The organism is Streptococcus oralis, from assembly GCF_026782285.1.
GTDB classification, from domain to species: domain Bacteria; phylum Bacillota; class Bacilli; order Lactobacillales; family Streptococcaceae; genus Streptococcus; species Streptococcus oralis_CG.
Genome location: NZ_JAKUWG010000007.1, coordinates 140,225 through 165,004 on the forward strand (window position 1 = coordinate 140,225; position 24,780 = coordinate 165,004).

Below are 24,780 nucleotides of genomic sequence, written 5' to 3' on the forward strand. Positions count from 1 at the left end.
TTGATTGCTTCAAGTGTAGATAGATTCAATATAAAAAATTTTTTAAAACAGCATCCTGAAAGTTAGATATCATTCATCTAACTCTTGGGGTGTTTTTCTATAGTCTCCCATTCACGTCAACATCTGTATCCATCATTTGAAAAACAAGAGTTGAATTATCAATAGTAATTTTGAGGTCGTCAAATGTCTATAAAAATGGTATAATGGAATGAATTTTGAAAAAGGATGAGTGACATGTCAGTAAAAGAAAAAATACTTGAAATCCTAGAAGGAATCGATATTCGTTTCAAGGAACCCTTGAAGACCTATACCTATACAAAGGTAGGAGGTCGAGCGGATTATCTAGTTTTACCACGCAATCGCTATGAGATGGCGCGTGTCGTTCAATTTGCCAATCAAGAGAATATTCCTTGGATGGTGCTAGGAAATGCCAGCAATATCATCGTTCGTGAAGGTGGAATTCGTGGATTTGTCATCTTGTGCGATAAGCTTAATAATGTTTCGGTTGATGGCTATACCATTGAAGCGGAAGCAGGAGCGAATTTGATCGAAACAACACGAATCGCTCTCCGTCATAGTTTGACTGGTTTTGAGTTTGCTTGTGGCATCCCTGGAAGCATCGGTGGAGCAGTCTTTATGAATGCGGGTGCCTATGGAGGAGAGGTTGCTCATATCTTGCAATCTTGTCAAGTTTTGACCAAGGAAGGGGAAATTGAGACCTTATCTGCCAAGGAATTGGCTTTTGGTTACCGCCATTCAGCTATTCAGGATTCTGGGGCCATTGTCTTGTCGGCTAAATTTGCCCTAGCTCCAGGAAATCACCAGGTCATCAAGCAGGAAATGGACCGCTTGACGCACCTACGTGAACTCAAACAACCATTAGAATACCCATCATGTGGTTCAGTCTTTAAGCGTCCAGTGGGGTATTTTGCAGGTCAGTTGATCTCAGAAGCTGGATTGAAAGGCTATCGTATCGGTGGTGTTGAAGTATCTGAAAAGCATGCTGGTTTCATGATCAATGTTGCTGACGGAACAGCCAAAGACTACGAGGACTTGATCCAATCTGTTATCGAAAAGGTAAAGGAACATTCAGGTGTCACTCTTGAGAGAGAAGTTCGAATTTTGGGTGAGAAGGAATAAGGTTTCGCCAGAATAGCTGCTGCTATGTCAATGGAAAGGGGGTGAAAGCCTATCGGTAGCGAAGATGTATGCAGGTGGTTTTACTCCCTGCAAGAGGTAGTAGCGGCCTGACAGAGCCCTGATCTGTTAATTTATGAAAAAGAAGGAATTTATGCCAATTGAAAAAACCAATTATCGAATTCAAAAACGTCTCTAAAGTTTTTGAAGACAGCAACACCAAGGTTCTCAAAGACATCAACTTTGAGTTGGAAGAAGGGAAATTTTACACTCTTTTGGGCGCATCTGGTTCAGGAAAGTCAACCATCCTGAACATCATTGCAGGTTTACTGGATGCGACGACAGGGGATATTTTACTGGATGGGGTACGGATCAACGACATCCCAACTAATAAACGAGATGTCCATACCGTCTTCCAATCCTATGCCTTGTTTCCACATATGAATGTGTTTGAAAATGTTGCCTTTCCGCTACGCTTGCGTAAAATTGACAAGAAAGAAATTGAGCAGCGCGTAGCGGAAGTTCTCAAGATGGTTCAGTTGGAAGGTTATGAAAAACGTTCCATTCGCAAACTTTCTGGAGGACAACGTCAGCGTGTAGCCATTGCCCGTGCTATCATCAACCAACCCCGTGTGGTCTTGCTGGATGAGCCCTTGTCAGCGCTGGACTTGAAATTGCGAACAGACATGCAGTACGAACTGCGTGAACTGCAACAACGATTGGGCATTACCTTTGTCTTTGTCACTCACGATCAGGAAGAAGCCCTTGCTATGAGTGACTGGATTTTCGTTATGAATGATGGCGAGATTGTTCAGTCTGGAACGCCTGTGGACATCTACGATGAGCCAATCAACCACTTTGTTGCCACCTTTATCGGAGAGTCCAACATCTTGCCAGGAACCATGATTGAGGACTACTTGGTCGAGTTCAATGGCAAACGCTTTGAAGCGGTCGATGGAGGGATGAAGCCAAATGAACCTGTTGAGGTTGTCATTCGTCCAGAGGACTTGCGCATTACCCTTCCTGAGGAAGGCAAGCTCCAAGTTAAGGTTGATACCCAGCTTTTCCGTGGAGTTCACTATGAGATTATCGCCTATGACGAACTAGGAAACGAATGGATGATCCACTCGACTCGTAAGGCCATTGTGGGTGAGGAAATCGGTCTGGACTTTGAACCAGAAGATATCCACATCATGCGTCTCAACGAAACCGAAGAAGAATTCGATGCTCGTATCGAGGAGTACGTAGAAATCGAAGAGCAAGAAGCAGGTCTGATTAACGCGATCGAGGAGGAAAGAGATGAAGAAAACAACCTCTAAACTCTTTGTAGTGCCCTATATGCTTTGGATCGCCCTCTTCGTCCTCGCACCCTTAGTCTTGATTTTTGGACAATCCTTTTTCAACATCGAAGGGCAGTTTAGTTTAGAAAACTATAAATCCTACTTTGCATCACAAAATTTGACCTATCTCAAAATGAGCTTCAACTCTGTGCTCTATGCGGGAATTGTGACCATGGTGACCCTTCTTATCAGCTATCCAACAGCACTCTTTTTGACCCGCCTCAAGCACCGTCAACTCTGGCTCATGCTGATTATCCTACCGACATGGATTAACCTGCTCCTCAAGGCCTATGCCTTTATCGGGATTTTTGGTCAAGATGGCTCTATTAACCAATTCTTGGAATTTATCGGAATCGGTTCACAGCAGTTGCTCTTTACGGATTTCTCATTTATCTTTGTCGCAAGCTACATCGAGCTTCCCTTTATGATTTTGCCGATTTTTAATGTCTTGGATGATATGGATAACAATCTTATCAATGCCAGTTATGACCTCGGTGCGACCAAGTGGGAGACCTTCCGCCATGTCATCTTCCCTCTGTCTATGAACGGTGTAAGAAGTGGGGTTCAGTCTGTCTTTATCCCAAGTTTGAGTCTTTTCATGCTGACTCGTTTGATTGGTGGGAACCGCGTTATCACGCTGGGAACGGCCATTGAGCAGAACTTCCTAACCAATGACAACTACGGTATGGGTTCAACCATCGGTGTGATTCTCATCCTGACTATGTTCATCACCATGTGGGTGACCAAGGAAAGGAGAGAACGATGAAAAAATTATCGAACCTTTACCTAACCTTCGTCTTTATCATCCTTTATTTGCCAATTTTTTATTTGATTGGCTATGCCTTTAATGCAGGGGATGATATGAACAGTTTTACCGGCTTTAGTTTGAGCCATTTTAAAACTATGTTTGGTGATGGTCGTCTCATGTTGATCCTCACCCAAACCTTTTTCTTGGCCTTTCTGTCAGCCTTGATAGCAACCATTATCGGGACTTTCGGTGCTATTTACATCTATCAGTCTCGTAAGAAATACCAAGAAGCCTTTTTATCACTCAATAATATCCTCATGGTTGCGCCTGACGTTATGATTGGTGCCAGCTTCTTGATTCTCTTTACCCAGCTTAAGTTTTCACTTGGATTTTTGACGGTTCTATCTAGTCACGTGGCCTTCTCGATTCCTATCGTGGTCCTGATGGTCTTGCCTCGCCTTAAGGAAATGAATGATGACATGATCCATGCGGCTTATGACTTGGGAGCCAGTCAATTTCAGATGTTTAAGGAAATCATGCTCCCTTATCTGACTCCATCTATCATTGCAGGTTATTTCATGGCCTTCACCTATTCGCTAGATGACTTTGCCGTGACCTTCTTTGTAACAGGAAATGGCTTTTCAACCCTGTCAGTTGAGATTTACTCTCGTGCTCGTAAGGGGATTTCGCTAGAAATCAATGCCCTGTCTGCCCTTGTCTTTCTCTTTAGTATTATCCTAGTTGTAGGATATTACTTCATCTCACGTGAGAAGGAGGAGCAAGCATGAAAAAACTCTATTCATTTTTAGCAGGAATTGTAGCGATTATCCTTGTCTTGTGGGGAATTGCGACTCATCTAGACAGTAAAATCAATAGCCGAGATAGTCAAAAACTGGTTATCTACAACTGGGGAGACTATATCGATCCCGAACTCTTGGAGCAATTTACAGAAGAAACAGGAATCCAAGTACAGTACGAGACTTTTGACTCCAACGAAGCCATGTATACCAAAATCAAGCAGGGTGGAACGACTTACGATATTGCTATTCCTAGTGAATACATGATCAACAAGATGAAGGACGAAGACCTCTTGGTACCACTCGATTATTCAAAGATTGAAGGAATCGAAAATATTGGACCAGAGTTTCTCAACCAGTCTTTTGACCCGGGCAATAAATTCTCCATTCCTTATTTCTGGGGAACCTTGGGAATCGTCTACAATGAAACCATGGTAGACGAGGCTCCTGAGCATTGGGATGACCTCTGGAAACCAGAGTACAAGGATTCCATCATGCTCTTTGATGGGGCGCGTGAGGTGCTGGGACTCGGGCTTAACTCACTTGGTTACAGCCTCAACTCAAAGGATCCTCAGCAGTTGGAAGAGACAGTAGATAAGCTCTACAAACTGACTCCAAATATCAAGGCCATCGTGGCTGACGAGATGAAGGGCTACATGATTCAGAACAATGCGGCTATCGGCGTGACCTTCTCTGGGGAAGCTAGCCAGATGTTGGAGAAAAATCCTAATCTCAAGTATGTCGTTCCGACAGAGGCCAGCAACCTTTGGTTTGACAATATGGTCATTCCCAAAACCGTGAAAAACCAAGATGCGGCTTACGCCTTTATCAACTTTATGTTGAAACCCGAAAATGCTCTGAAAAATGCGGAGTATGTAGGCTACTCAACACCAAACCTACCAGCAAAGGAAATGCTCCCAGAGGAGACTCGTGAGGACAAATCCTTCTATCCTGACGCTGATACCATGAAACACCTAGAAGTTTATGAGAAATTTGACCATAAATGGACAGGAAAATACAGCGACCTCTTCCTACAGTTTAAAATGTATCGGAAGTAGGAGTGATGGTTTATTGTCGGCTTTCCCAGTTGACGCAAGCTTAAAAAAACGATATAATAAGAAAGTTGAGAATTGATTTTCAGTTATCTTAGTCCAGAGAAATGGCGGTGCTGCGAGCCATCTAAGCTAGGAAGTCATGCTACTCAATCATACAATTGCATAAGAATAAGAGAATGACAAGTTCATTGAATGAAGGTGGTACCGCGGTTTTTCGCCCTTCGTGATATGGACTTGTCTTTTGATTTTTGGAGGTGTTTATGAAGACATTTCTCGTGAAACAAAAGTTTCGTCTTGGGGGCGAACGTTTTGATATAAAGGATGACAGAGGAGTAGTGAACTATCAGGTGGAGGGCTCTTTCTTCCAAATTCCTAAGACCTTTACCATCTATGACGCCTATGGTGAGCAGGTCAGTGAAATCAGTAAAGAATTTTTCACCTTGCTTCCTCGCTTTACTATTCAGCTACGAAACGGTTCCAATTTCGTTATTCGTAAGAAGTTGACTTTCTTTCGAGATAAGTATGAGTTTGACAATCTGGGGCTTCGTATCGAGGGCAATATCTGGGATTTGAATTTCAAATTGTTGGATGACCGCGACCAAGTGATTGCCGAGATTCGGAAAGAGATTTTCCATTTGACCTCAACTTACACCGTAACCGTCTATGAAGACTCTTATGCAGACCTAGTCATTTCCCTCTGTGTCGCGATTGACTATGTGGAGATGCTGGAAAGCCAATCAAATTAAACAAGTAATAAGGAGATATTATGAAACAACTATCTAGTGCTCAAGTTCGCCAAATGTGGCTTGATTTCTGGGCGACCAAAGGCCACTCTGTCGAACCATCAGTCAGCTTGGTTCCAGTAAACGACCCAACTCTTTTGTGGATTAACTCTGGTGTAGCAACCCTTAAGAAATACTTTGACGGGACTATTATCCCTGAAAATCCACGTATCACCAATGCGCAAAAAGCTATCCGTACTAACGATATTGAAAACGTAGGGAAAACTGCGCGTCACCATACTATGTTTGAAATGTTGGGGAACTTCTCTATCGGGGATTACTTCCGCGATGAAGCCATCACTTGGGCTTATGAACTTTTGACAAGCCCAGAATGGTTTGATTTTCCAGCTGATAAACTGTACATGACCTACTATCCAGACGATAAAGATTCTTACAACCGCTGGATTGAAGTAGGAGTGGACCCAAGCCACTTGATCCCAATCGAAGACAACTTCTGGGAAATCGGTGCTGGACCTTCTGGACCAGATACAGAGATTTTCTTTGATCGTGGAGAAGCCTTTGACCCAGAAAATATCGGTATTCGCCTGCTTGCAGAAGATATCGAAAACGACCGTTACATCGAAATCTGGAACATCGTTTTGTCACAATTTAACGCAGACCCTGCTGTTCCTCGTAGCGAGTACAAGGAATTGCCACACAAGAACATTGATACGGGCGCTGGTTTGGAGCGTTTGGTGGCGGTTATCCAAGGGGCTAAGACTAACTTTGAAACTGACCTCTTCATGCCGATTATCCGTGAAGTTGAGAAATTGTCAGGTAAGGTCTACGACCAAGATGGCGATAACATGAGCTTTAAGGTCATCGCAGACCATATTCGTTCTCTTTCATTTGCCATCGGTGATGGTGCCCTTCCAGGAAACGAAGGTCGTGGTTATGTTCTTCGTCGTTTGCTCCGTCGTGCTTCTATGCACGGTCAAAAATTGGGTATCAACGAGCCTTTCCTTTACAAACTCGTTCCAACTGTTGGAAAAATCATGGAAAGCTACTACCCAGAAGTGCTTGAAAAACGTGACTTTATCGAGAAAATCGTGAAGAGCGAGGAAGAGTCATTTGCCCGTACTCTTCACTCAGGTCAACACTTTGCAGAAACCATTGTAGTTGATTTGAAAGCGAAAGGCCAATCTGTTATCGCTGGGCAAGATGTCTTCAAACTCTATGACACTTATGGATTCCCAGTTGAATTGACAGAAGAAATCGCTGAAGAAGCTGGTATGACAGTAGACCGCGATGGTTTTGAAGCAGCCATGAAAGAACAGCAAGAACGTGCGCGTGCATCTGCTGTCAAAGGCGGATCTATGGGGATGCAAAATGAAACCCTTCAAAACATTACAGTGGAAAGTCGCTTTAATTATAAAAAAGAAAAACTAGGTAGTAGACTTGTAGCTATCGTAGCTGACAATGTTGAGGTAAAAGCTGTATCAGAAGGCACTGCCTTCCTCATATTTTCAGAAACGCCATTCTACGCTGAAATGGGTGGACAGGTTGCTGACCATGGTAAAATCCATAATTCCGAAGGAAAACTTGTAGCCAAAGTTACAGATGTTCAAAAAGCACCAAACGGACAGCCATTGCATACGGTTGAAGTTCTTGCACCTCTTTCTTTGGACAAAAACTATAAACTCAGTATTGATAAAAATCGTCGTCACCGTGTCATGAAGAATCACACAGCAACTCACTTGCTCCATGCGGCTCTTCACAATATCCTTGGCCACCATGCGACACAAGCAGGATCTCTGAACGAAGTAGAATTCCTCCGCTTTGACTTCACCCACTTCCAAGCAGTGACTTCTGAAGAATTGCGTGCGATTGAACAACAAGTCAATGAGAAAATCTGGGAATCCATTGCAGTGAAAACAGTTGAGACAGATATTGACAAAGCCAAAAGAATGGGAGCTATGGCCCTCTTTGGTGAGAAGTATGGCAAAGAAGTCCGAGTTGTGAAGATTGGTAAGTACTCTGTGGAACTCTGTGGTGGTACTCATGTGGGCAACACTTCTGAGATTGGTCTCTTCAAGATTGTTAAAGAAGAAGGGATCGGCTCAGGAACTCGCCGTATCTTGGCAGTGACTGGTAAGGAAGCATTTGAAGCCTACCGCGAACAAGAAGACGCTCTGAAAGCCGTCGCAGCAACCTTGAAAGCACCTCAACTCAAGGAAGTGCCTCACAAGGTTGAAGGACTTCAAGAGCAACTCCGTCAATTGCAAAAAGAAAATGCAGAGTTGAAGGAAAAAGCCGCAGCCGCAGCTGCTGGCGATGTCTTCAAGGATGTGAAGGAAGTCAACGGACACCGTTACATTGCAAGCCAAGTTTCTGTATCAGATGCAGGTGCCCTTCGTACCTTTGCGGATAACTGGAAACAAAAAGACTACTCTGATGTGCTTGTCCTAGTTGCCGCTATCGGTGACAAGGTGAACGTTCTTGTAGCTAGCAAGACAAAAGATGTGCATGCAGGTAATGTGATCAAAGAATTGGCACCAATCGTCGATGGACGTGGTGGTGGTAAACCAGACATGGCCATGGCAGGAGGAAGCAACCAAGCTAAAATCCAAGAACTCTTGGATGCAGTAGCTGGTAAATTGTAATCAAGTAAAGATCTATCCATTTGGGTAGGTCTTTTTGTGCATACAAAAAAAGCCAAATCCAGTCGGATTTGGCTTGTAACGGATAGGTTTATTTTGCTGCCCAGACACTGACTGAACCTGCTGCTACTGGAAATTCTCCATAACCTTCAGCATTGATCGTAACTTGTGCTGGATGATTTTCAAGGAGATCAACAAAGGTTTGGTCAGCCCATTCTTGCCCGACAAACATAGACTTGCTGTTTTCTTGATCATTTGAGATAAGAACAGCGATTGGGGATTGATGTTCAGCACCTGAACGAACCCAACCGACACAGTTGGCATCGTCAAAGTAGTCTGTTTGCTCTCCATAGGCCCTGTCTTTTCGGATGGCTAGGAGACGATCAAGAACTTCTTTGAAATCTTGTTGGGCGTATTTTCCTGAGATACCGTAGTAGTCTCCGTAAAAAACACATGGAAGCCCATCTTGACGTAATAGAATGAGGGCATAGGCTGCTGGTTTGAACCATTCTTCAACAGTAGACTCAAGGGCTTGACCTCTTTGGGTATCGTGGTTGTCGACAAAGGTTACAGCCTTGTCAGGCTTGAGTTCAACCAAGCTATCAGTAAAGATAGTACGAAGGTCGTAGCTTGCTCCAGCCTGACTAGCTTCAAAGAGGTTTTGGTGGAGGCGAACATCGACAAGGTCAAAACGTTCTTCTGTTTTCTCGAGATAGTCTAGATTGGCTTCTTTATCTGGATTCCAAAATTCAGCAAAAACATAGAAATCCTCGCCGTATTTCTCCTTCATATCACGGATAAAATTCCTCATAAAGAAGGAGTCGATGTGCTTAACGGCATCCAAGCGGAAACCAGCTACACCCGTCGTTTCCATAAACCAGTCAGCCCAGTCATAGATGTTTTGGATGACTTCAGGATGCTTAAAGTCTAGGTCAGCATACATGAGGTAGTCGTAGTTACCGTTTTCGTTATCGACCAATTCCTCGTTGGCCCAACCCTTGTTGTCTCCTTGGATCAGGTAAATACCAGACTTGCGGCGTTTGGCATCGTAGTCCGTACCTGTGAAGTGGTACCAGTGCCAGTGGAAGTCATTGTAGGTGTCTTGGCGACCATCGAAGGTGAAGTGAGTCCAGCCATTGATAGTAAAGGGCTCGCTTAGTTGAAGGGTCCGATCCTCAGGGTCCACTTCAATAACCTGAAAGGCTTCCATGTGATCAGCAGCAGCCTTGTGATTGAGGACTACATCCGCCATAGGTTGAATTCCCTTTACCTTTAGGGCTTGAATGGCTTGAAGATAATCTTCTTTAAACCCATACTTGGTGCGGACAGTCCCTTTTTGGTTAAATTCACCTAGGTCAAAAAGATCATAAACGCCATAGCCTACATCTTTTTCGTTGGTTGCCTTGAAGGCAGGTGGCATCCAGACATGACTGATACCAAGATTTGCTAGGTGTTCTGCGTCATCTGCCAATCTCGTCCAGTGTTGGCCGTCGTGAGGCAGATACCACTCAAAGTATTGCATAAGTGTCTGATTTTGCATTGTTTTTCCTCTTGCTTATCAATGTTGTGTTTTATTCTACCATAAAGTTTAGAACTAGGCAAACGTTTGCGCAAGATTCTATACTCATTTATGATTTTGTCTATTTTTAGCGCGTGGAAACTCTCCTTCCATTACAAGGGAAAGGATGTTTTGGTGAAAAAGTAAATTGAATAAACTTATTTGAACAAAAATGACACTCAGTAAACTAAAGTACATATGGTTAAACGGTTTCTTTTTTGAGAATTGTCATAAAATTTGCTATAATAGTAGCTATGAATAGAATTAGGGTCAGCAAACGTGTTGAAAAAAAGCTAGCTAAGGGTCTAGTTCTTTTGGAAGCAAGTGATTTAAGAGATATTGAACTGACGGATCAGGCAGTAGAAGTTCTTAGTCAAGACGGAAAGTTTTTAGGGAGCGCCTATCTTTCTCAGCAGAACAAGGGAATAGGCTGGTTGGTCAGCAAGGAAAAGGTTCTTTTCAATCAAACCTTTTTTGAAATCCTGTTTCGTAAGGCCAAGGAAGCTAGAAAGCCTTATTATCAAGATGACTTGACTACTGCCTTTCGCCTTTTTAACCAAGAGGGGGATGGTTTTGGTGGTCTGACTGTTGATCTCTATGGAGATTATGCTGTCTTTTCTTGGTACAACTCCTATGTTTATCAGATTCGTGAGCTGATCATAAAGGCTTTTAAGGAAGTTTTTCCTGAGGTCTTGGGGGCTTATGAAAAGATTCGTTTTAAAGGTCTAGATTACGAGTCTGCCCATGTTTATGGTGAGGAAGCGCCAGACTATTTTACTGTTCTTGAGAATGGCGTGCTCTATCAAGTCTTTATGAATGATGGCTTGATGACAGGTATTTTTCTGGACCAACATGAGGTTCGTGGGAGTTTGGTGGATGGTCTAGCCATGGGTAAATCCTTGCTCAATATGTTTTCCTACACGGCTGCCTTTTCAGTTGCTGCAGCTATGGGAGGCGCGAATGAGACGACTTCTGTCGACTTGGCCAAACGGTCCAGAGAGTTGTCAGAGGCACATTTTCAGGCAAATGGACTCAGCACGGACAATCATCGTTTTATCGTCATGGATGTCTTTGAGTACTTTAAGTATGCAAAGAGAAAAGGCTTGACCTATGATGTGATTGTTCTTGATCCGCCGAGCTTTGCCCGTAATAAAAAACAAACATTTTCTGTGGCGAAGGATTATCACAAGTTGATTTCCCAGAGCCTAGAGATTTTAAATCCGGGAGGGATTATCATTGCTAGTACTAATGCTGCCAATGTTTCCCGCCAGAAATTTACAGAACAAATTGATAAAGGTTTTGCAGGAAGAAGGTATCAAGTCTTGAATAAATACGGACTTCCAGCAGACTTTGCCTATAATAAAAAAGATGAAAGCAGTAATTACCTCAAGGTGATTAGTATGAAGGTTAGTAGATGAAATTAATCGTTTCAGTGATGCCAAGAAGTTTAGAAGAAGCGCAAGAGCTGGATGCCACACGGTATGAAGATGCTGATATCATTGAGTGGCGTGCGGACTTTCTTGCAAAGGACGCTATTTTACAGGTAGCACCTGCTATCTTTGAAAAATTTGCAGGACGCGAACTGGTCTTTACCCTTCGAACTCGCGCTGAGGGAGGAGAAATCGAACTTTCTTCTGAAGAGTATGTTCAAATCATCAAAGAAGTCACCCAACTCTATCAGCCGGATTATGTGGATTTTGAGTACTACAGCTACAAGGATGTTTTTGAGGAAATGTTGGATTTTCCAAATCTGGTCTTGAGTTATCACAATTTCCAAGAAACACCTGAAAACATGATGGAAATCTTGTCTGAATTGACCAGCTTGACTCCAAAAGTAGTGAAGGTATCGGTAATGGCAAATACAGCTCAGGATGTTTTGGATCTGATGAACTATACGCGAGGTTTCAAGACACTCAATCCTGAGCAAGAGTACGTGACTATTTCCATGGGGAAAATTGGTAAGGTTTCGCGTATCACTTCAGATGTGACAGGTTCCAGCTGGTCTTTTGCTAGTATGGATGCGGCCAGTGCACCGGGTCAGATTTCTCTATCAAGTATGAAAAAAATCAGGGAGATTTTGGATGAGGCTTGATGGCTATACACGTATGGCAGCTGTTGTTGCAAATCCCATCAAACACTCTATTTCACCCTTCATCCATAATAAGGCCTTTGAGGCGACAGCTACCAATGGTGTCTATGTAGCTTGGGAGATTGAAGCGGGTGATCTGGCAGAAACAGTCGCCAATATTCGCCGTTACCAGATGTTTGGGATCAATCTCTCCATGCCTTACAAGGAGCAAGTGATTCCTTATCTGGATGAGTTGAGTGATGAGGCTCGTTTGATTGGGGCGGTCAACACAGTTGTTAATCAAGACGGAACGTTAATTGGATATAATACAGATGGCAAGGGATTTTTTAAGAGCTTGCCTTCTTTTGCAATCTCGGATAAGAAAATGACCATTCTGGGAGCAGGTGGTGCGGCTAAGTCCATTTTGGCTCAGGCTATTTTGGATGGCGCCAGTCAGATTTCAGTCTTTGTTCGTTCAGTTTCCATGGAAAAAACAAGACCTTATCTGGACAAGTTACAGAAGCAAACAGGCTTTAAAGTGGACTTGTATGCTTTAGAAGATGTTTCTAAACTGCAAGCAAGGATTGCCGAGTCGGACTTATTAGTCAATGCTACCAGTGTGGGCATGGATGGTCAGTCGTCGCCAGTTCCTGAAAGTATCAATTTGCCAGAGGCTCTCCTGGTCGCAGATATCATTTACCAACCTTTTGAGACGCCATTTTTGAAATGGGCTAGAAGTCAGAGCAATCCAGCCGTCAATGGTCTGGGAATGTTGCTCTATCAAGCTGCTGAAGCTTTTCAACTGTGGACAGGTAAAGAAATGCCGCCAGATCAGATTTGGCAGTCCTTAACAGAAAAATACCAATAAAAAAGGAGACCCTCCTATGAAAATCAGAATCGATATTCTACATCATCCTTATGATATTCAGATTGAAAAAGGTTGTCTAGCTCAGGCTGGTCAATGGTTGCGAGAACTCTGGCAACCTCAAAAAGTGGTTATCGTAACCGACAACCATGTAGCCTCTCTCTATGCAGAGAAGGTTAAACTCAGCCTAGAAGATGCTGGTTTTCAGGTAGCTGTTTTTGACTTTTTAGAAGGCGAAGAACGAAAAAATTTAACCACTGTTCAGAAGGTCTATGAATTTCTAGTTAAGCAAGGTTTGACTCGTAGCGATGGAATCGTGGCTCTAGGTGGTGGTGTCGTTGGGGACCTGGCTGGTTTCGTAGCCTCTACCTATATGCGGGGCATTCACTTTGTTCAGATTCCGACTAGTTTGACAGCCCAGGTGGATTCTTCTATCGGTGGAAAGACGGGTGTTAATACTCCTTTTGCTAAGAATATGGTGGGGACTTTTGCCCAACCAGATGGGGTTCTGATTGACCCGCTTGTCCTAGAAACGCTTGGAAAAAGAGAGCTGATTGAAGGGATGGGTGAGGTCATCAAGTATGGCTTGATCGAGGATCCAGAACTTTGGGCTCTCTTAACGGAGCTGGATGGTTCTGTTGAGAGTATACTGGAACATGCAGAGACTTTGATTGAACATTCTTGTCAGGTTAAGCGCAAGATGGTAGTTGAGGATGAGTTGGATAATGGTGTTCGCCTTTACCTCAATTTTGGTCACACTATTGGCCATGCTATTGAAGCGACTGCCGGTTATGGCAAGGTCATGCATGGTGAGGCTGTGGCCATAGGCATGGTGCAGATTTCCAAGGTTGCTGAGGAAAAAGGCCTCATGCCAGAAGGAATAACCCAGTCCATTACAGAGATGTGCCGGAAGTTTGGCTTACCTGTTGACTATGAAAACTGGGATGTTGACAAGCTTTATCAGACTTTGACTCATGACAAGAAAGCGCGTGGGAACACCTTGAAATTGGTCTTGGTGCCAGAGCTTGGTTCAGCGACCATTCACCCAGTTTCTCTGGAAGAGATGAGAGACTACTTGGTAAAATAAGGAGAACGTATGAGATATTTAACCGCAGGAGAATCACACGGTCCGCGTCTGACGACAATTATCGAGGGAATTCCAGCTGGACTTCCTTTGACAGCAGAGGATATTAATGAGGACCTTAAACGCCGTCAGGGTGGCTACGGTCGTGGTGGTCGTATGAAGATTGAGAGCGACCAGGTTGTCTTTACATCGGGCGTTCGCCACGGGAAGACGACAGGAGCTCCCATTACCATGGATGTCATCAACAAAGATCACCAAAAATGGCTAGACATCATGTCTGCTGAGGACATTGAAGACCGTCTTAAAAGCAAACGAAAAATTACCCATCCTCGCCCAGGCCACGCCGACTTGGTAGGGGGTATCAAGTATCGTTTTGATGACTTGCGAAATTCCTTGGAGCGTTCATCAGCTCGTGAAACAACCATGCGAGTAGCAGTGGGAGCAGTAGCCAAACGTCTCTTGGCTGAGCTGGATATGGAGATTGCTAATCATGTCGTGGTCTTTGGTGGTAAGGAAATCGATGTACCTGAAAATCTGACTGTTGCGGAGATTAAGGAACGAGCTGCCCAGTCTGAAGTTTCTATTGTTAATCAAGAACGGGAACAGGAAATCAAGGACTATATTGATCAAATCAAGCGTGATGGTGATACCATCGGTGGAGTTGTGGAGACAGTCGTCGGAGGTGTTCCAGTTGGCCTTGGATCCTATGTTCAATGGGACAGAAAATTGGATGCGCGATTGGCTCAGGCAGTTGTCTCTATCAATGCCTTTAAAGGGGTGGAATTTGGTCTTGGATTTGAAGCTGGTTACCGAAAAGGCAGCCAAGTTATGGATGAAATTCTCTGGTCTAAAGAAGACGGCTATACCCGTCGTACCAATAATCTAGGTGGTTTTGAAGGAGGCATGACCAATGGTCAGCCAATCGTTGTCCGTGGTGTCATGAAACCCATTCCAACTCTTTATAAACCACTTATGAGTGTGGATATCGAAACCCACGAACCTTACAAGGCAACCGTGGAGAGAAGTGATCCAACCGCTCTTCCAGCAGCAGGTGTGGTCATGGAAGCCGTTGTGGCAACAGTTCTAGCGCAGGAAATTCTTGAAAAATTCTCATCGGACAACCTAGAGGAATTAAAAGAAGCGGCAGCCAAACACCGTGAGTATACAAAGAACTATTAAGGAGTTCCTATGGCAAAAACAGTCTATATAGCAGGTCTTGGATTGATTGGAGCTTCTATGGCCCTAGGTATCAAGCGTGATCATCCTGATTATGAAATTCTAGGTTATAATCGCAGTCAGGCTTCTAGAGATATTGCCTTGGAGCGGGGGATAATTGACCGTGCGACGGATGATTTTGCCAGTTTTGCTCCTCTGGCAGATGTCATCATCCTGACCTTGCCGATCAAGCAGACCATTGCTTTTATTCAGGAACTGGCAGATTTAGATTTGAAAGAAGGCGTCATTATCTCGGATGCGGGCTCAACCAAGTCAGCCATTGTGGAAGCAGCGGAGAAGTATTTGACTGGCAAGTCTATTCGCTTTGTCGGGGCTCATCCTATGGCTGGTAGCCACAAGACAGGAGCTGCCTCTGCCGATGTTAATCTCTTTGAAAATGCCTACTATATCTTTACTCCATCTAGTTTGACTAGTTCAGACACGCTTGAGGAAATGAAGGACCTACTTTCTGGTCTCCATGCTCGTTTCATTGAAATTGATGCCAAGGAGCACGATCGTGTAACTTCACAGATTAGCCATTTTCCCCATATCTTGGCATCAGGTCTCATGGAGCAAACAGCTGTTTATGCTCAAGAACATGAGATGACAAGGCGCTTTGCGGCGGGTGGTTTTCGAGATATGACCCGGATTGCAGAGAGTGAACCAGGTATGTGGACTTCCATTCTCTTGTCCAATCGCGAGACCATCCTAGAGCGGATTGAGGATTTCAAGAACCGCTTAGATGAGATTGGTCAGGCTATTAGCAAGGGGGAAGAAGAGCAGATTTGGAACTTTTTCAACCAAGCACGTGAGCAACGTCAGGCTATGGAAATCCATAAACGTGGAGGCGTGGACAGTTCTTATGACCTCTATGTCGATGTTCCCGATGAAGAAGATGTTATCTTGCGGATTTTGGAATTGCTACGTGGGACTTCTTTGGTTAATATCCACATCAACGAAGAAAACCGTGAGGATGTTCACGGGATTCTACAAATTTCCTTTAAAAATGCTCAAGATTTAGAACGAGCTGAGCGCTTAATTACAGAGAATACGGACTACACAGTCGTCATCAAATAAGGAGAAAATCATGTCAAATATTTACGATAGTGCAAATGAACTTAGTCGTGGATTACGCGAATTACCAGAATACAAGGCTGTCAAAGCAGCTAAAGATGCCATCCAAGCTGATACGGAAGCCAGCAAGATTTTTGCAGATTACCTTGCCTTCCAGCAAGAAATCCAAGTCATGGCGCAAACTGGACAAATGCCAGATGCCTCTTTCCAAGAAAAAATGCAAACTTTCAGTAATCTCATTCAAGGGAATGTCCTCTTGTCGGACTTCTTTGCTAAACAGCAACAATTGTCTATTTACCTTTCAGACATTGAAAAAATTGTCTTTGAACCTGTTTCAGAATTATTGAAATAGTATTTTATCTGTATAAAAGCCAGAAATTTCAGGAATTTCTGGCTTTTTTGTGATAAAATAAGAAAAGTATTGCAAGTATGAGGTCAACTATGAAACTAAAAACAAACATTCGCCACTTACATGGCAGTATCCGGGTACCAGGTGACAAGTCTATCAGCCACCGTTCGATTATTTTTGGAAGTTTGGCTGAGGGCGAGACTAAGGTTTATGATATTCTGCGTGGAGAGGATGTGCTCTCAACCATGCAGGTTTTTTGTGACCTTGGTGTTAAAATTGAGGACAAAGATGGGGTTATTACCATTCAAGGTGTAGGCATGGATGGCTTAAAAGCTCCGCAGAACGCCTTGGATATGGGGAATTCTGGCACCTCGATTCGCCTGATTTCAGGTGTCCTTGCTGGTGCAGACTTCGAAGCAGAGATGTTTGGAGATGATAGTCTTTCTAAACGTCCTATGGATCGTGTGACGATTCCATTGAAAAAAATGGGCGTCAGCATTTCGGGACAAACTGAGCGAGACCTGCCTCCTCTTCGCCTCAAAGGAACAAAAAATCTAACACCAATTCACTATGAGTTGCCAATCGCCTCTGCTCAGGTCAAGTCTGCCTTGATGTTTGCAGCCTTGCAGGCTCAGGGGGAGTCTGTTATTATTGAAAAAGAGTGTACTCGTAACCACACCGAAGATATGTTGCAACAATTTGGTGGCTATTTAAGTGTGGATGGCAAGAAAATCACAGTTCAAGGGCCACAAAAACTGACCGGACAAAAGGTAGTTGTTCCAGGAGATATTTCTAGTGCCGCCTTTTGGTTGGTCGCTGGTTTGATTGTGCCAGATTCTCGTGTGGTGCTGCAGAATGTGGGCATCAATGAAACGCGTACTGGTATTATTGATGTCATTCGGGCCATGGGTGGGAAATTGGAAATAACTGAGATCGATCCTGTCGCAAAATCTGCAACTCTGACGGTTGAAACTTCAAATCTGAAAGGGACAGAAATTGGTGGAGACTTGATTCCACGCTTGATTGATGAATTACCTATTATTGCCCTTCTAGCGACCCAAGCGCAAGGTGTAACGGTCATTAAGGATGCTGAGGAACTCAAGGTCAAGGAAACTGACCGCATTCAGGTGGTGGCAGATGCTTTAAATAGCATGGGGGCGGATATCACTCCTACAGCAGACGGGATGATTATCAAAGGGAAATCAAACCTTCATGGCGCTAGAGTCAATACGTTTGGTGACCATCGTATCGGAATGATGACAGCCATCGCAGCCCTCTTGGTTGCAGATGGAGAAGTCGAGCTTGACCGTGCAGAAGCCATCAATACCAGCTATCCTAGCTTCTTTGATGATTTGGAGAGCTTGATTCATGGCTAAGGTATTACTTGGATTTATGGGAGCTGGAAAATCCACAATCGCTAGACGTTTGGATCCAGACTACCTAGATATGGATGCCTTAATCGAGGAAGGCTTAGGAATGTCCATTGCGGATTTTTTCGCTGAAAATGGAGAAGAGGCCTTTCGTCAAGTAGAGTCAGAAGTGCTGGCTGACTTACTAAAAACGGATCACGTTGTGTCAACTGGCGGAGGGGTTGTCATTTCTCAGCGAAATCGTGACTTGCTCAAGACCAATCCTGATAACATTTATCTAAAAGCAGATTTTGAAACCCTCTACCAACGTATCGCAACTGATAAGGGCAATCAGCGCCCGCTCTTTCTTAACAAAAGCAAGAAAGAATTAGCCAGTATTTTCCAAGAAAGACAGACTTGGTATGAGGAAGTAGCCAGTCGGGTTCTGGATGTGACCAAGCTAAGCCCAGAGGAAATTATAGAGGAACTGAGATGAAAATTGCCTATCTAGGTCCCAAGGGATCTTTTTCGCATCATGTTGTGCAGACAGCCTTTCCCAAAGAGGAATTGCAGGCTTTTGCCAATATCACAGATGTTATCAAGGCTTATGAGCAAGGCTTGGTGGATTATTCTGTGGTGCCAGTTGAAAATTCTATCGAAGGTAGTGTTCATGAAAGCTTGGATTATCTTTTTCACCAGGCTCGCATCCAAGCAGTTGCAGAAATAGTACAACCCATTCATCAGCAACTGATGACAGTTCCTGGTCAGTCAAAAATTGAGAAAATCTTTTCCCACCCTCAAGCTCTGGCTCAAGGAAAGAAATTCATAGATGAGCATTACCCAGAAGCCCAGCTTGAAGTGACGGCAAGCACAGCCTATGCAGCCCGCTTCATTGCTGAACACCCAGACCAGCCTTTTGCAGCTATTGCCCCTAGAAACTCAGCTGCCGAGTATGGTTTGGAGTTGATAGCAGAAGATATCCAAGAAATGGAAGCCAATTTCACTCGTTTTTGGGTTTTAGGGTCCGAGATTCCCACTATCCCTCTACAATCACAAAATGAAAAAATGAGTCTAGCCTTAACCTTACCGGACAATCTTCCCGGTGCCCTCTACAAGGCTCTTTCAACCTTTGCTTGGAGAGGGATTGACTTAACCAAGATTGAAAGTCGTCCCCTTAAAACAGCCTTGGGAGAATATTTTTTCATTATTGATGTGGATTATAGTGCCAAAGAGCTGGTTCATTTTGCCAGACAAGAACTCGAAACAATTGGGATCCAGTACAAGATATTGGGAACCTACCCTATTTTCACCATTAGAGATTTAGGAAAGGAGAGCCTATGAGCAAAGAAAGCCCTTTAAGTCATCATGAGCAGTTACGCTATGACTACCTTTTTAAGAATATTCATTACCTAAATGACAGAGAAAAGAGAGAATTTGACTATTTAAAAAGAAAAATGGACGGTGGATTTCCCTCTAATGAAGTTGAAAGGGAAAAAAATCTAGGGAAGGACATTGGGATTCCACAGTATTCCAATCAAAGTCGCTCGAATAGACATCAGAAATTTCCCTCTCTTCCAAAAGTGAAAAAGAAGAAACCAAGAAAATTTTTCAAACGACTTCTAATTTGGCTTTTACTGTTGGTAACCTGTGTGGCTGCGGGCATGATTATTATGTTCCTTCGAGGTTTCCAGTCGGCAACTACTAGCAATAAGCCAGCTGATGCAAAAGCGGCACAAGTAGAGGTCTTTAATGGTCAAGATACCAAAGACGGGGTGAATATCCTAATCATGGGGACAGATGGCCGTATTGGTCAAAATAGTGCAGAAACTCGCACAGACACGATTATGGTATTGAATGTTAGTGGTTCGGATAAGAAAATCAAGCTAGTCAGCTTCATGCGTGACAACCTAGTCTATATTGATGGCTACAGCCAGATTGTGAATGGCAAGAAACAAACAGATAATAAACTAAATGTTGCCTATGAACTCGGGGAACAAGAAGGGCGAAAAGGGGCAGAAATGGTCCGCAAGGTTCTAAAAGACAACTTTGATTTGGACATTAAGTACTATGCTCTGGTAGATTTCCAAGCGTTTGCAACTGCTATTGATACGCTATTTCCTGATGGGGTGACTATAGACGCTAAGTTTTCAACGTTAAATGGTCAGCCTCTGACAGAAGCCACAGTTGGAGATGACCTACATGCAACAGAAACGGAATCACCAACTCAAACTATTAAAGTTGGGAAACAGCAGATGAATGGCTCGACCTTGCTCAATTACGCTCGCTTCCGTGATGATGATGAAGGAGACTATGGTCGTACCAAACGTCAGCAGCAGGTCATGTCAGCTGTTCTTGAGCAAATCAAAGATCCAACCAAACTCTTTACAGGATCAGAGGCACTTGGAAAGGTCTTTGGAATGACCTCAACCAATCTACCTTATACCTTCCTGCTGACTAATGGTTTGTCAGTTATCGAAGGCGCACAGAACGGTATTGAAAGATTGACAGTGCCAGAACTTGGCGATTGGGTAGATGCTTATGATGTCTACGGAGGACAAGGTCTACTTGTCGACCAAAACAAATACCGGGCTAAACTCGCCCAAATGGGAATGAGATAAGAGGTAAATAAATGAAAATCAAAGCTTCATTCACCAGTAAAAATGGTGGATTGGCTTTGATTTTTTACGGTATCTGATGGATTTTTAAGACTTTTTTATGGTATAATAAAACGATATAACTCGTTATTGGACAGAAGAGGAGAGACATGAGTGATTTGAAAGCGATTCAGGCTCGTAGTCTGGAAATGGCTGAATATTTCGTCGCGTTTTGTAAAGAACATAATTTGTTGTGCTATCTCTGTGGTGGTGGGGCTATTGGTGCCCTTCGTAATAAGGGCTTCATTCCTTGGGATGATGACTTAGATTTTTTCATGCCTCGCAAGGACTATGAAAAGTTGGCAGAACTATGGCCTCGTTATGCAAATGAGCGCTATTTCTTATCAAAAAGTAACAAGGAGTTTGTCGATCGAAACCTCTTTATTACCATTCGTGATAAGGAAACGACCTGTATCAAGCCTTATCAGAAGGATTTGGATTTGCCACATGGTTTGGCTTTGGACGTTTTGCCTTTGGATTATTATCCTAAAAATCCAGCTGAGCGTAAGAAACAGGTTCGCTGGGCCTTGATTTATTCACTCTTTTGCGCCCAAACTATCCCAGAAAAGCATGGTGCCATCATGAAATGGGGAAGTCGTATCTTACTCGGTTTGACTCCCAAATCTCTACGTTATCGCATTTGGAAAAAGGCTGAAAAAGAAATGACCAAGTATGGTCTTGCTGAGAGCGATGGAATTACGGAATTATGCTCAGGTCCTGGCTACATGAAAAATAGATATCCAATCGCATCTTTTGAAGACAATCTCTTCTTGCCATTTGAAGGAACTGAGCTGCCCATCCCAGTCGGCTATGATGCCTATCTCAGCACTGCTTTTGGAGATTATATGACACCGCCACCAGCAGACAAGCAGGTACCACATCATGATGCGATTATAGCAGACATGGACAAGAGCTACACGGAGTACAAGGGAGAATATGGGGCATGATGGAAGAAAAAATTAGCGTTATCGTTCCAGTCTACAATGTAGAAGCCTACCTGGAGCGATGTGTGGAGTCGATTCTTCAACAGACTTATACCCATTTTGAGTTAATCCTAATCAACGATGGTTCTACCGATTCCAGCGGACAGATCTGTGATCACTTAGCATCTCAGTATGAGAATATCAAGGTTTATCATATAGAAAATGCTGGTGTTTCAAATGCTAGAAATATGGGAATTCAGCTAGCGACGGGTTCTTGGGTTACCTTTATTGATAGCGATGATTTCGTTACTAAAGATTATCTGGAAATCTTGATTGGTGCAGTTGATGATAAGGAGTCCGTAGGATTTACAATCGCTCCTCTGCACCATATTAAAAACGGCATTTTGACAGACTTACCTCCTCATTCTGGAAAAAAAGAAATCTGGTCAACAGAAGAAACCATGAAGGAATTACTGATGACCACTAGAACGTCATTTTTTCCAGTCGCTAAACTGTTTAAGAGAGACCTGCTTGCGGATGAAAAGTTTAATACAAATTATCATCTAGCTGAAGATGCCTTATTTCTAACTGAACTGCTACTAAAGACAAGATGTAGTAGCGTATTTATTGACAAACCTGTTTATTATTATGATCATCGTGAGGGAAGTGCAACAACATCTGTTAATCAGCATGTATTTGACACGGTAGAAGTTTATCAGCAAATAATCGCTCAAGTATCACAAGTCTTTCCTGATTTAAAACCTGAATTAAAAAATAGAGAATGTTGGTCGTACATCACAGTTTACGATAAAATTATCTTTACTTCATCTGAACAGTATCAAAAGGAGAAAGCTGAGTTGAGGACTTGGATTGTTCAGCATCGACGCGAAATATGGAAGGATGCTTATTTCACTACTTTTCGCAAGGTAGCGATCCTTTCACTTGTCATTTCTCCATGGCTATATAAGAAAATTGTTGGATTAAAAAACTAATATCATGAGAAGGAGTTGAAAATGAATTTTTCAAAAATGGATGAATACTTTGAAAAATCAAAACTATGGATTGCATATCTATTTGTTTTTATTTCGATTTTAAGTATGAGTTCACTGGTTTATAAGGTAGCAAATCCAATCTATAAGGGATTGTCAGCGATTGTTGTACTTTATATTTGCTACACATTGTTGTTTAAGTGGAAACAGATTACAGTAGATCGAAAGTTTTTGGCCTTATTTGGCTTGTTATCTGGGAGTCATCTGCTATCGGCAGTATTCAATCGCTCTGGACATTTGATTGGAAATGTGATTGAAATCCTTTTCATGGTAACCTATGTTTTATTATTTACCATGTTACAATCGGGGCAACTTAAAAAATTATTTGACTGGATTGCCTATACGGTTCAAATTGTATCTTTTTCTTCAGCAATTTTTGCGTTTGGTTTATTGATAAGTAGAGTCCTTATCCTATTTAAAATTGGCGAGCAATCTTATTATTATGGTGTCATGAATGGACGTCTGTGGGGGATTGTCAATCCTAATGCTAGTGCGATATTTTCATACATTAGCATTATTTTAGCTATGTATCTGATCCATAAAGGAAGTAAATATTCTGTATATCTTAAACTGAACAATGTGATTCAATTAGTATACTTTGCTACTATGCAAAGTCGAGGAGCCTTACTTTCTTTACTCCTTATGATTGGACTTTATAGTTTCTTTGCTACTAGAGGAAGTCTCATTAAACGATTTCTTACTTTTATTGTTGCTGGTTCGCTGGTTACTGCTACCAACATTGGATTAAGCTATGCAACTTCAATTTATATCTCATCTGAAACTGCGACTGTTTTTGACTTAAATAAAGGACAGTCCTACGCTGAGACAGATTCGTCTGTTACCAAGAAGAATGGTGAACTCCATTTAATTGAAACAACACCAAGTGGTAGGACCTATATTTGGAAAAATGCCATTAAGATGGGAAGTGCCAAACCAATTTTTGGTTACGGTGTACGTAATGTCCCGGATTACTATACAGAATATTTCAGTAAATTTGAGATTCAAAACTCCCTTATCGGTGGGAATTTTCATAACATTCTTGTGACCATATTTGTCAGTTCGGGAGTTCTAGGCTTAGTATCCTTCCTTCTTATACTGGGCTATGTCATCAAGCGCTTTTTAACGTATTTGATTGTTTCCAAGAAAAATACTGATAAATTGATCATGATTCTTTTCTTCGGAATCTTGTTTGGTCAATTATTTGAAAGTCAGATTATGTATTCAACCAACTTTATTAATATCATCTTCTGGCTAGCGATTGGTTATGGACTCGTAGTCTGCAAACGAGATGAAGGAGTTCGGTACCAAGAAGTAACAGATGTCAATGAAATTCAACAGATGGAACTTGGAATCATGGAGTACATTCATGAGGTTTGTCAGAAAATTGGTGTCAAGTATTTCTTAGCATATGGAAGTCTAATTGGTGCTGTTCGCCATAAAGGTTTTATTCCTTGGGATGATGACATGGACATCTGCATGCTAAGAGAAGACTATGAGAAACTACAAGATTACCTTATCGCTCATCCTGATGAGCGTTACGAGGTCATGTCTTATAAAAATAATCTCAACTATGTCTATCCTTTTATGAAAGTGCAGGATAACCATACCTACTTGCTAGAAGAAGATGTACGAATTGATTCCAATATGGGAATCTATGTGGATATTTTCCCTGTAGATGGTTATGAAGATGATGCAGATTTTAAAAACAAAATGACGAAACTCATAAAGAAACGTCAATTAAGTTGTTACACTTTTAAAGGAATTACCAACACGAAAAGTCTACTAAATTCTTTAATTCGTTATATTTCTGTTGTCATTTTCTATTTCACAAATACGAATAAATATGTTGAGCAAATTGATGAGCTTGCTAAATCTAGAGCAGTTGCTGACTATGAGCAAGTTGACTATTTGATTTACAAGGATATGAATAAGCCAGTTTGGAAACGTGAGTGGTTAGAACAAGTGATTGTGGGAACATTTGAAGGTAAGGAATTTATGATTCCAAAAAACTACCATGAAATTTTGACCTCTGACTATGGAGATTACATGCAATTGCCCCCTCTTGAACAGAGAGTATCTCACCATGATTTCAAACTGTGGAAAATCACTAAAAGTTCTAAGTAAGCAAATCAC

Annotated in this window: 22 protein-coding genes; 21 read left to right on the forward strand and 1 reads right to left on the reverse strand. The window is 42.5% G+C overall.

The window, feature by feature from the left end; all coding sequences use genetic code 11:
• Nucleotides 1-234 precede the first annotated feature (234 nt).
• The 7 genes from murB (at nucleotide 235) to alaS (ending at nucleotide 8,462) form a co-directional block, all read left to right on the forward strand.
• Entirely contained in the window at nucleotides 235-1,140 is a 906-nt protein-coding gene (gene murB / locus MK403_RS05825) for a UDP-N-acetylmuramate dehydrogenase (RefSeq protein ID WP_268709248.1), read from the forward strand.
• Nucleotides 1,141-1,298: 158 nt separating this feature from the next.
• Nucleotides 1,299-2,456, forward strand: a complete 1,158-nt coding sequence (locus MK403_RS05830; protein ID WP_000742901.1) for an ABC transporter ATP-binding protein — start codon at nucleotides 1,299-1,301, stop codon at nucleotides 2,454-2,456.
• Nucleotides 2,437-3,243, forward strand: a complete 807-nt coding sequence (locus tag MK403_RS05835; protein WP_125424653.1) for an ABC transporter permease — start codon at nucleotides 2,437-2,439, stop codon at nucleotides 3,241-3,243. Before MK403_RS05830 ends, MK403_RS05835 begins: the two co-directional genes overlap by 20 nt.
• Nucleotides 3,240-4,013 carry an ABC transporter permease gene (locus MK403_RS05840; protein WP_268709249.1) on the forward strand — a complete coding sequence of 258 codons (774 nt, stop codon included), beginning with the start codon at nucleotides 3,240-3,242 and terminating at the stop codon, nucleotides 4,011-4,013. The genes MK403_RS05835 and MK403_RS05840 overlap by 4 nt, the downstream gene beginning before the upstream one ends.
• Nucleotides 4,010-5,080, forward strand: coding sequence for an ABC transporter substrate-binding protein (locus tag MK403_RS05845; protein ID WP_268709250.1), 1,071 nt, complete (start codon nucleotides 4,010-4,012; stop codon nucleotides 5,078-5,080). Before MK403_RS05840 ends, MK403_RS05845 begins: the two co-directional genes overlap by 4 nt.
• 257 nt (nucleotides 5,081-5,337) lie before the next feature.
• Nucleotides 5,338-5,823 carry an LURP-one-related/scramblase family protein gene (locus MK403_RS05850; RefSeq protein ID WP_000847084.1) on the forward strand — a complete coding sequence of 162 codons (486 nt, stop codon included), beginning with the start codon at nucleotides 5,338-5,340 and terminating at the stop codon, nucleotides 5,821-5,823.
• A 20-nt stretch (nucleotides 5,824-5,843) separates the two neighbouring features.
• A complete protein-coding gene (gene alaS, locus MK403_RS05855) occupies nucleotides 5,844-8,462 on the forward strand; it encodes an alanine--tRNA ligase (RefSeq protein WP_268709251.1) in 2,619 nt (872 codons plus the stop codon).
• Between the two features lie 88 nt (nucleotides 8,463-8,550).
• Here the strand turns inward: alaS and MK403_RS05860 are convergent, their stop codons facing one another.
• Complete coding sequence (locus tag MK403_RS05860) at nucleotides 8,551-9,999, reverse strand: alpha-amylase (protein ID WP_268709252.1); 1,449 nt, start codon at nucleotides 9,997-9,999, stop codon at nucleotides 8,551-8,553.
• Nucleotides 10,000-10,271: 272 nt separating this feature from the next.
• On the opposite strand from MK403_RS05860, the gene MK403_RS05865 reads away from it, so the two are divergent.
• The 14 genes from MK403_RS05865 to MK403_RS05930 all read left to right on the forward strand — a co-directional run bounded on the left by MK403_RS05865 (nucleotide 10,272) and on the right by MK403_RS05930 (nucleotide 24,771).
• Nucleotides 10,272-11,435 (forward strand): class I SAM-dependent rRNA methyltransferase, encoded by a 1,164-nt coding sequence (locus MK403_RS05865; protein ID WP_268709253.1) that lies wholly within the window; start codon nucleotides 10,272-10,274, stop codon nucleotides 11,433-11,435.
• Complete coding sequence (gene aroD, locus MK403_RS05870; RefSeq protein ID WP_268709254.1) at nucleotides 11,432-12,109, forward strand: type I 3-dehydroquinate dehydratase; 678 nt, start codon at nucleotides 11,432-11,434, stop codon at nucleotides 12,107-12,109. The genes MK403_RS05865 and aroD overlap by 4 nt, the downstream gene beginning before the upstream one ends.
• On the forward strand, nucleotides 12,099-12,953 hold the full coding sequence (locus tag MK403_RS05875; RefSeq protein WP_268709255.1) for a shikimate dehydrogenase: 855 nt from the start codon (nucleotides 12,099-12,101) through the stop codon (nucleotides 12,951-12,953). Before aroD ends, MK403_RS05875 begins: the two co-directional genes overlap by 11 nt.
• A gap of 16 nt (nucleotides 12,954-12,969) precedes the next feature.
• Entirely contained in the window at nucleotides 12,970-14,037 is a 1,068-nt protein-coding gene (gene aroB / locus MK403_RS05880) for a 3-dehydroquinate synthase (RefSeq protein WP_268709256.1), read from the forward strand.
• A 9-nt stretch (nucleotides 14,038-14,046) separates the two neighbouring features.
• Nucleotides 14,047-15,213, forward strand: a complete 1,167-nt coding sequence (aroC, locus tag MK403_RS05885; RefSeq protein ID WP_125848747.1) for a chorismate synthase — start codon at nucleotides 14,047-14,049, stop codon at nucleotides 15,211-15,213.
• 9 nt (nucleotides 15,214-15,222) lie between these two features.
• The gene (locus tag MK403_RS05890; RefSeq protein ID WP_268709257.1) at nucleotides 15,223-16,326 is read left to right on the forward strand and encodes a prephenate dehydrogenase; all 1,104 of its coding nucleotides are present in this window, start codon (nucleotides 15,223-15,225) and stop codon (nucleotides 16,324-16,326) included.
• A gap of 10 nt (nucleotides 16,327-16,336) precedes the next feature.
• Nucleotides 16,337-16,675: a YlbF/YmcA family competence regulator gene (locus MK403_RS05895; protein ID WP_268709258.1), complete on the forward strand. Its 339-nt coding sequence runs from the start codon at nucleotides 16,337-16,339 to the stop codon at nucleotides 16,673-16,675.
• Nucleotides 16,676-16,764: 89 nt separating this feature from the next.
• Nucleotides 16,765-18,048: a 3-phosphoshikimate 1-carboxyvinyltransferase gene (gene aroA, locus MK403_RS05900; protein ID WP_268709259.1), complete on the forward strand. Its 1,284-nt coding sequence runs from the start codon at nucleotides 16,765-16,767 to the stop codon at nucleotides 18,046-18,048.
• On the forward strand, nucleotides 18,041-18,517 hold the full coding sequence (locus MK403_RS05905; RefSeq protein ID WP_268709260.1) for a shikimate kinase: 477 nt from the start codon (nucleotides 18,041-18,043) through the stop codon (nucleotides 18,515-18,517). The genes aroA and MK403_RS05905 overlap by 8 nt, the downstream gene beginning before the upstream one ends.
• Complete coding sequence (pheA, locus tag MK403_RS05910; RefSeq protein ID WP_173257977.1) at nucleotides 18,514-19,362, forward strand: prephenate dehydratase; 849 nt, start codon at nucleotides 18,514-18,516, stop codon at nucleotides 19,360-19,362. Before MK403_RS05905 ends, pheA begins: the two co-directional genes overlap by 4 nt.
• Nucleotides 19,359-20,639, forward strand: coding sequence for an LCP family protein (locus MK403_RS05915; RefSeq protein WP_268709261.1), 1,281 nt, complete (start codon nucleotides 19,359-19,361; stop codon nucleotides 20,637-20,639). The genes pheA and MK403_RS05915 overlap by 4 nt, the downstream gene beginning before the upstream one ends.
• Nucleotides 20,640-20,785: 146 nt before the next feature.
• Nucleotides 20,786-21,622, forward strand: a complete 837-nt coding sequence (locus tag MK403_RS05920; RefSeq protein WP_001281453.1) for a LicD family protein — start codon at nucleotides 20,786-20,788, stop codon at nucleotides 21,620-21,622.
• Entirely contained in the window at nucleotides 21,619-22,590 is a 972-nt protein-coding gene (locus MK403_RS05925; RefSeq protein ID WP_268709262.1) for a glycosyltransferase family 2 protein, read from the forward strand. The genes MK403_RS05920 and MK403_RS05925 overlap by 4 nt, the downstream gene beginning before the upstream one ends.
• A gap of 21 nt (nucleotides 22,591-22,611) precedes the next feature.
• Nucleotides 22,612-24,771, forward strand: a complete 2,160-nt coding sequence (locus MK403_RS05930; RefSeq protein WP_268709263.1) for a LicD family protein — start codon at nucleotides 22,612-22,614, stop codon at nucleotides 24,769-24,771.
• The last annotated feature ends 9 nt before the right edge of the window (nucleotides 24,772-24,780 follow it).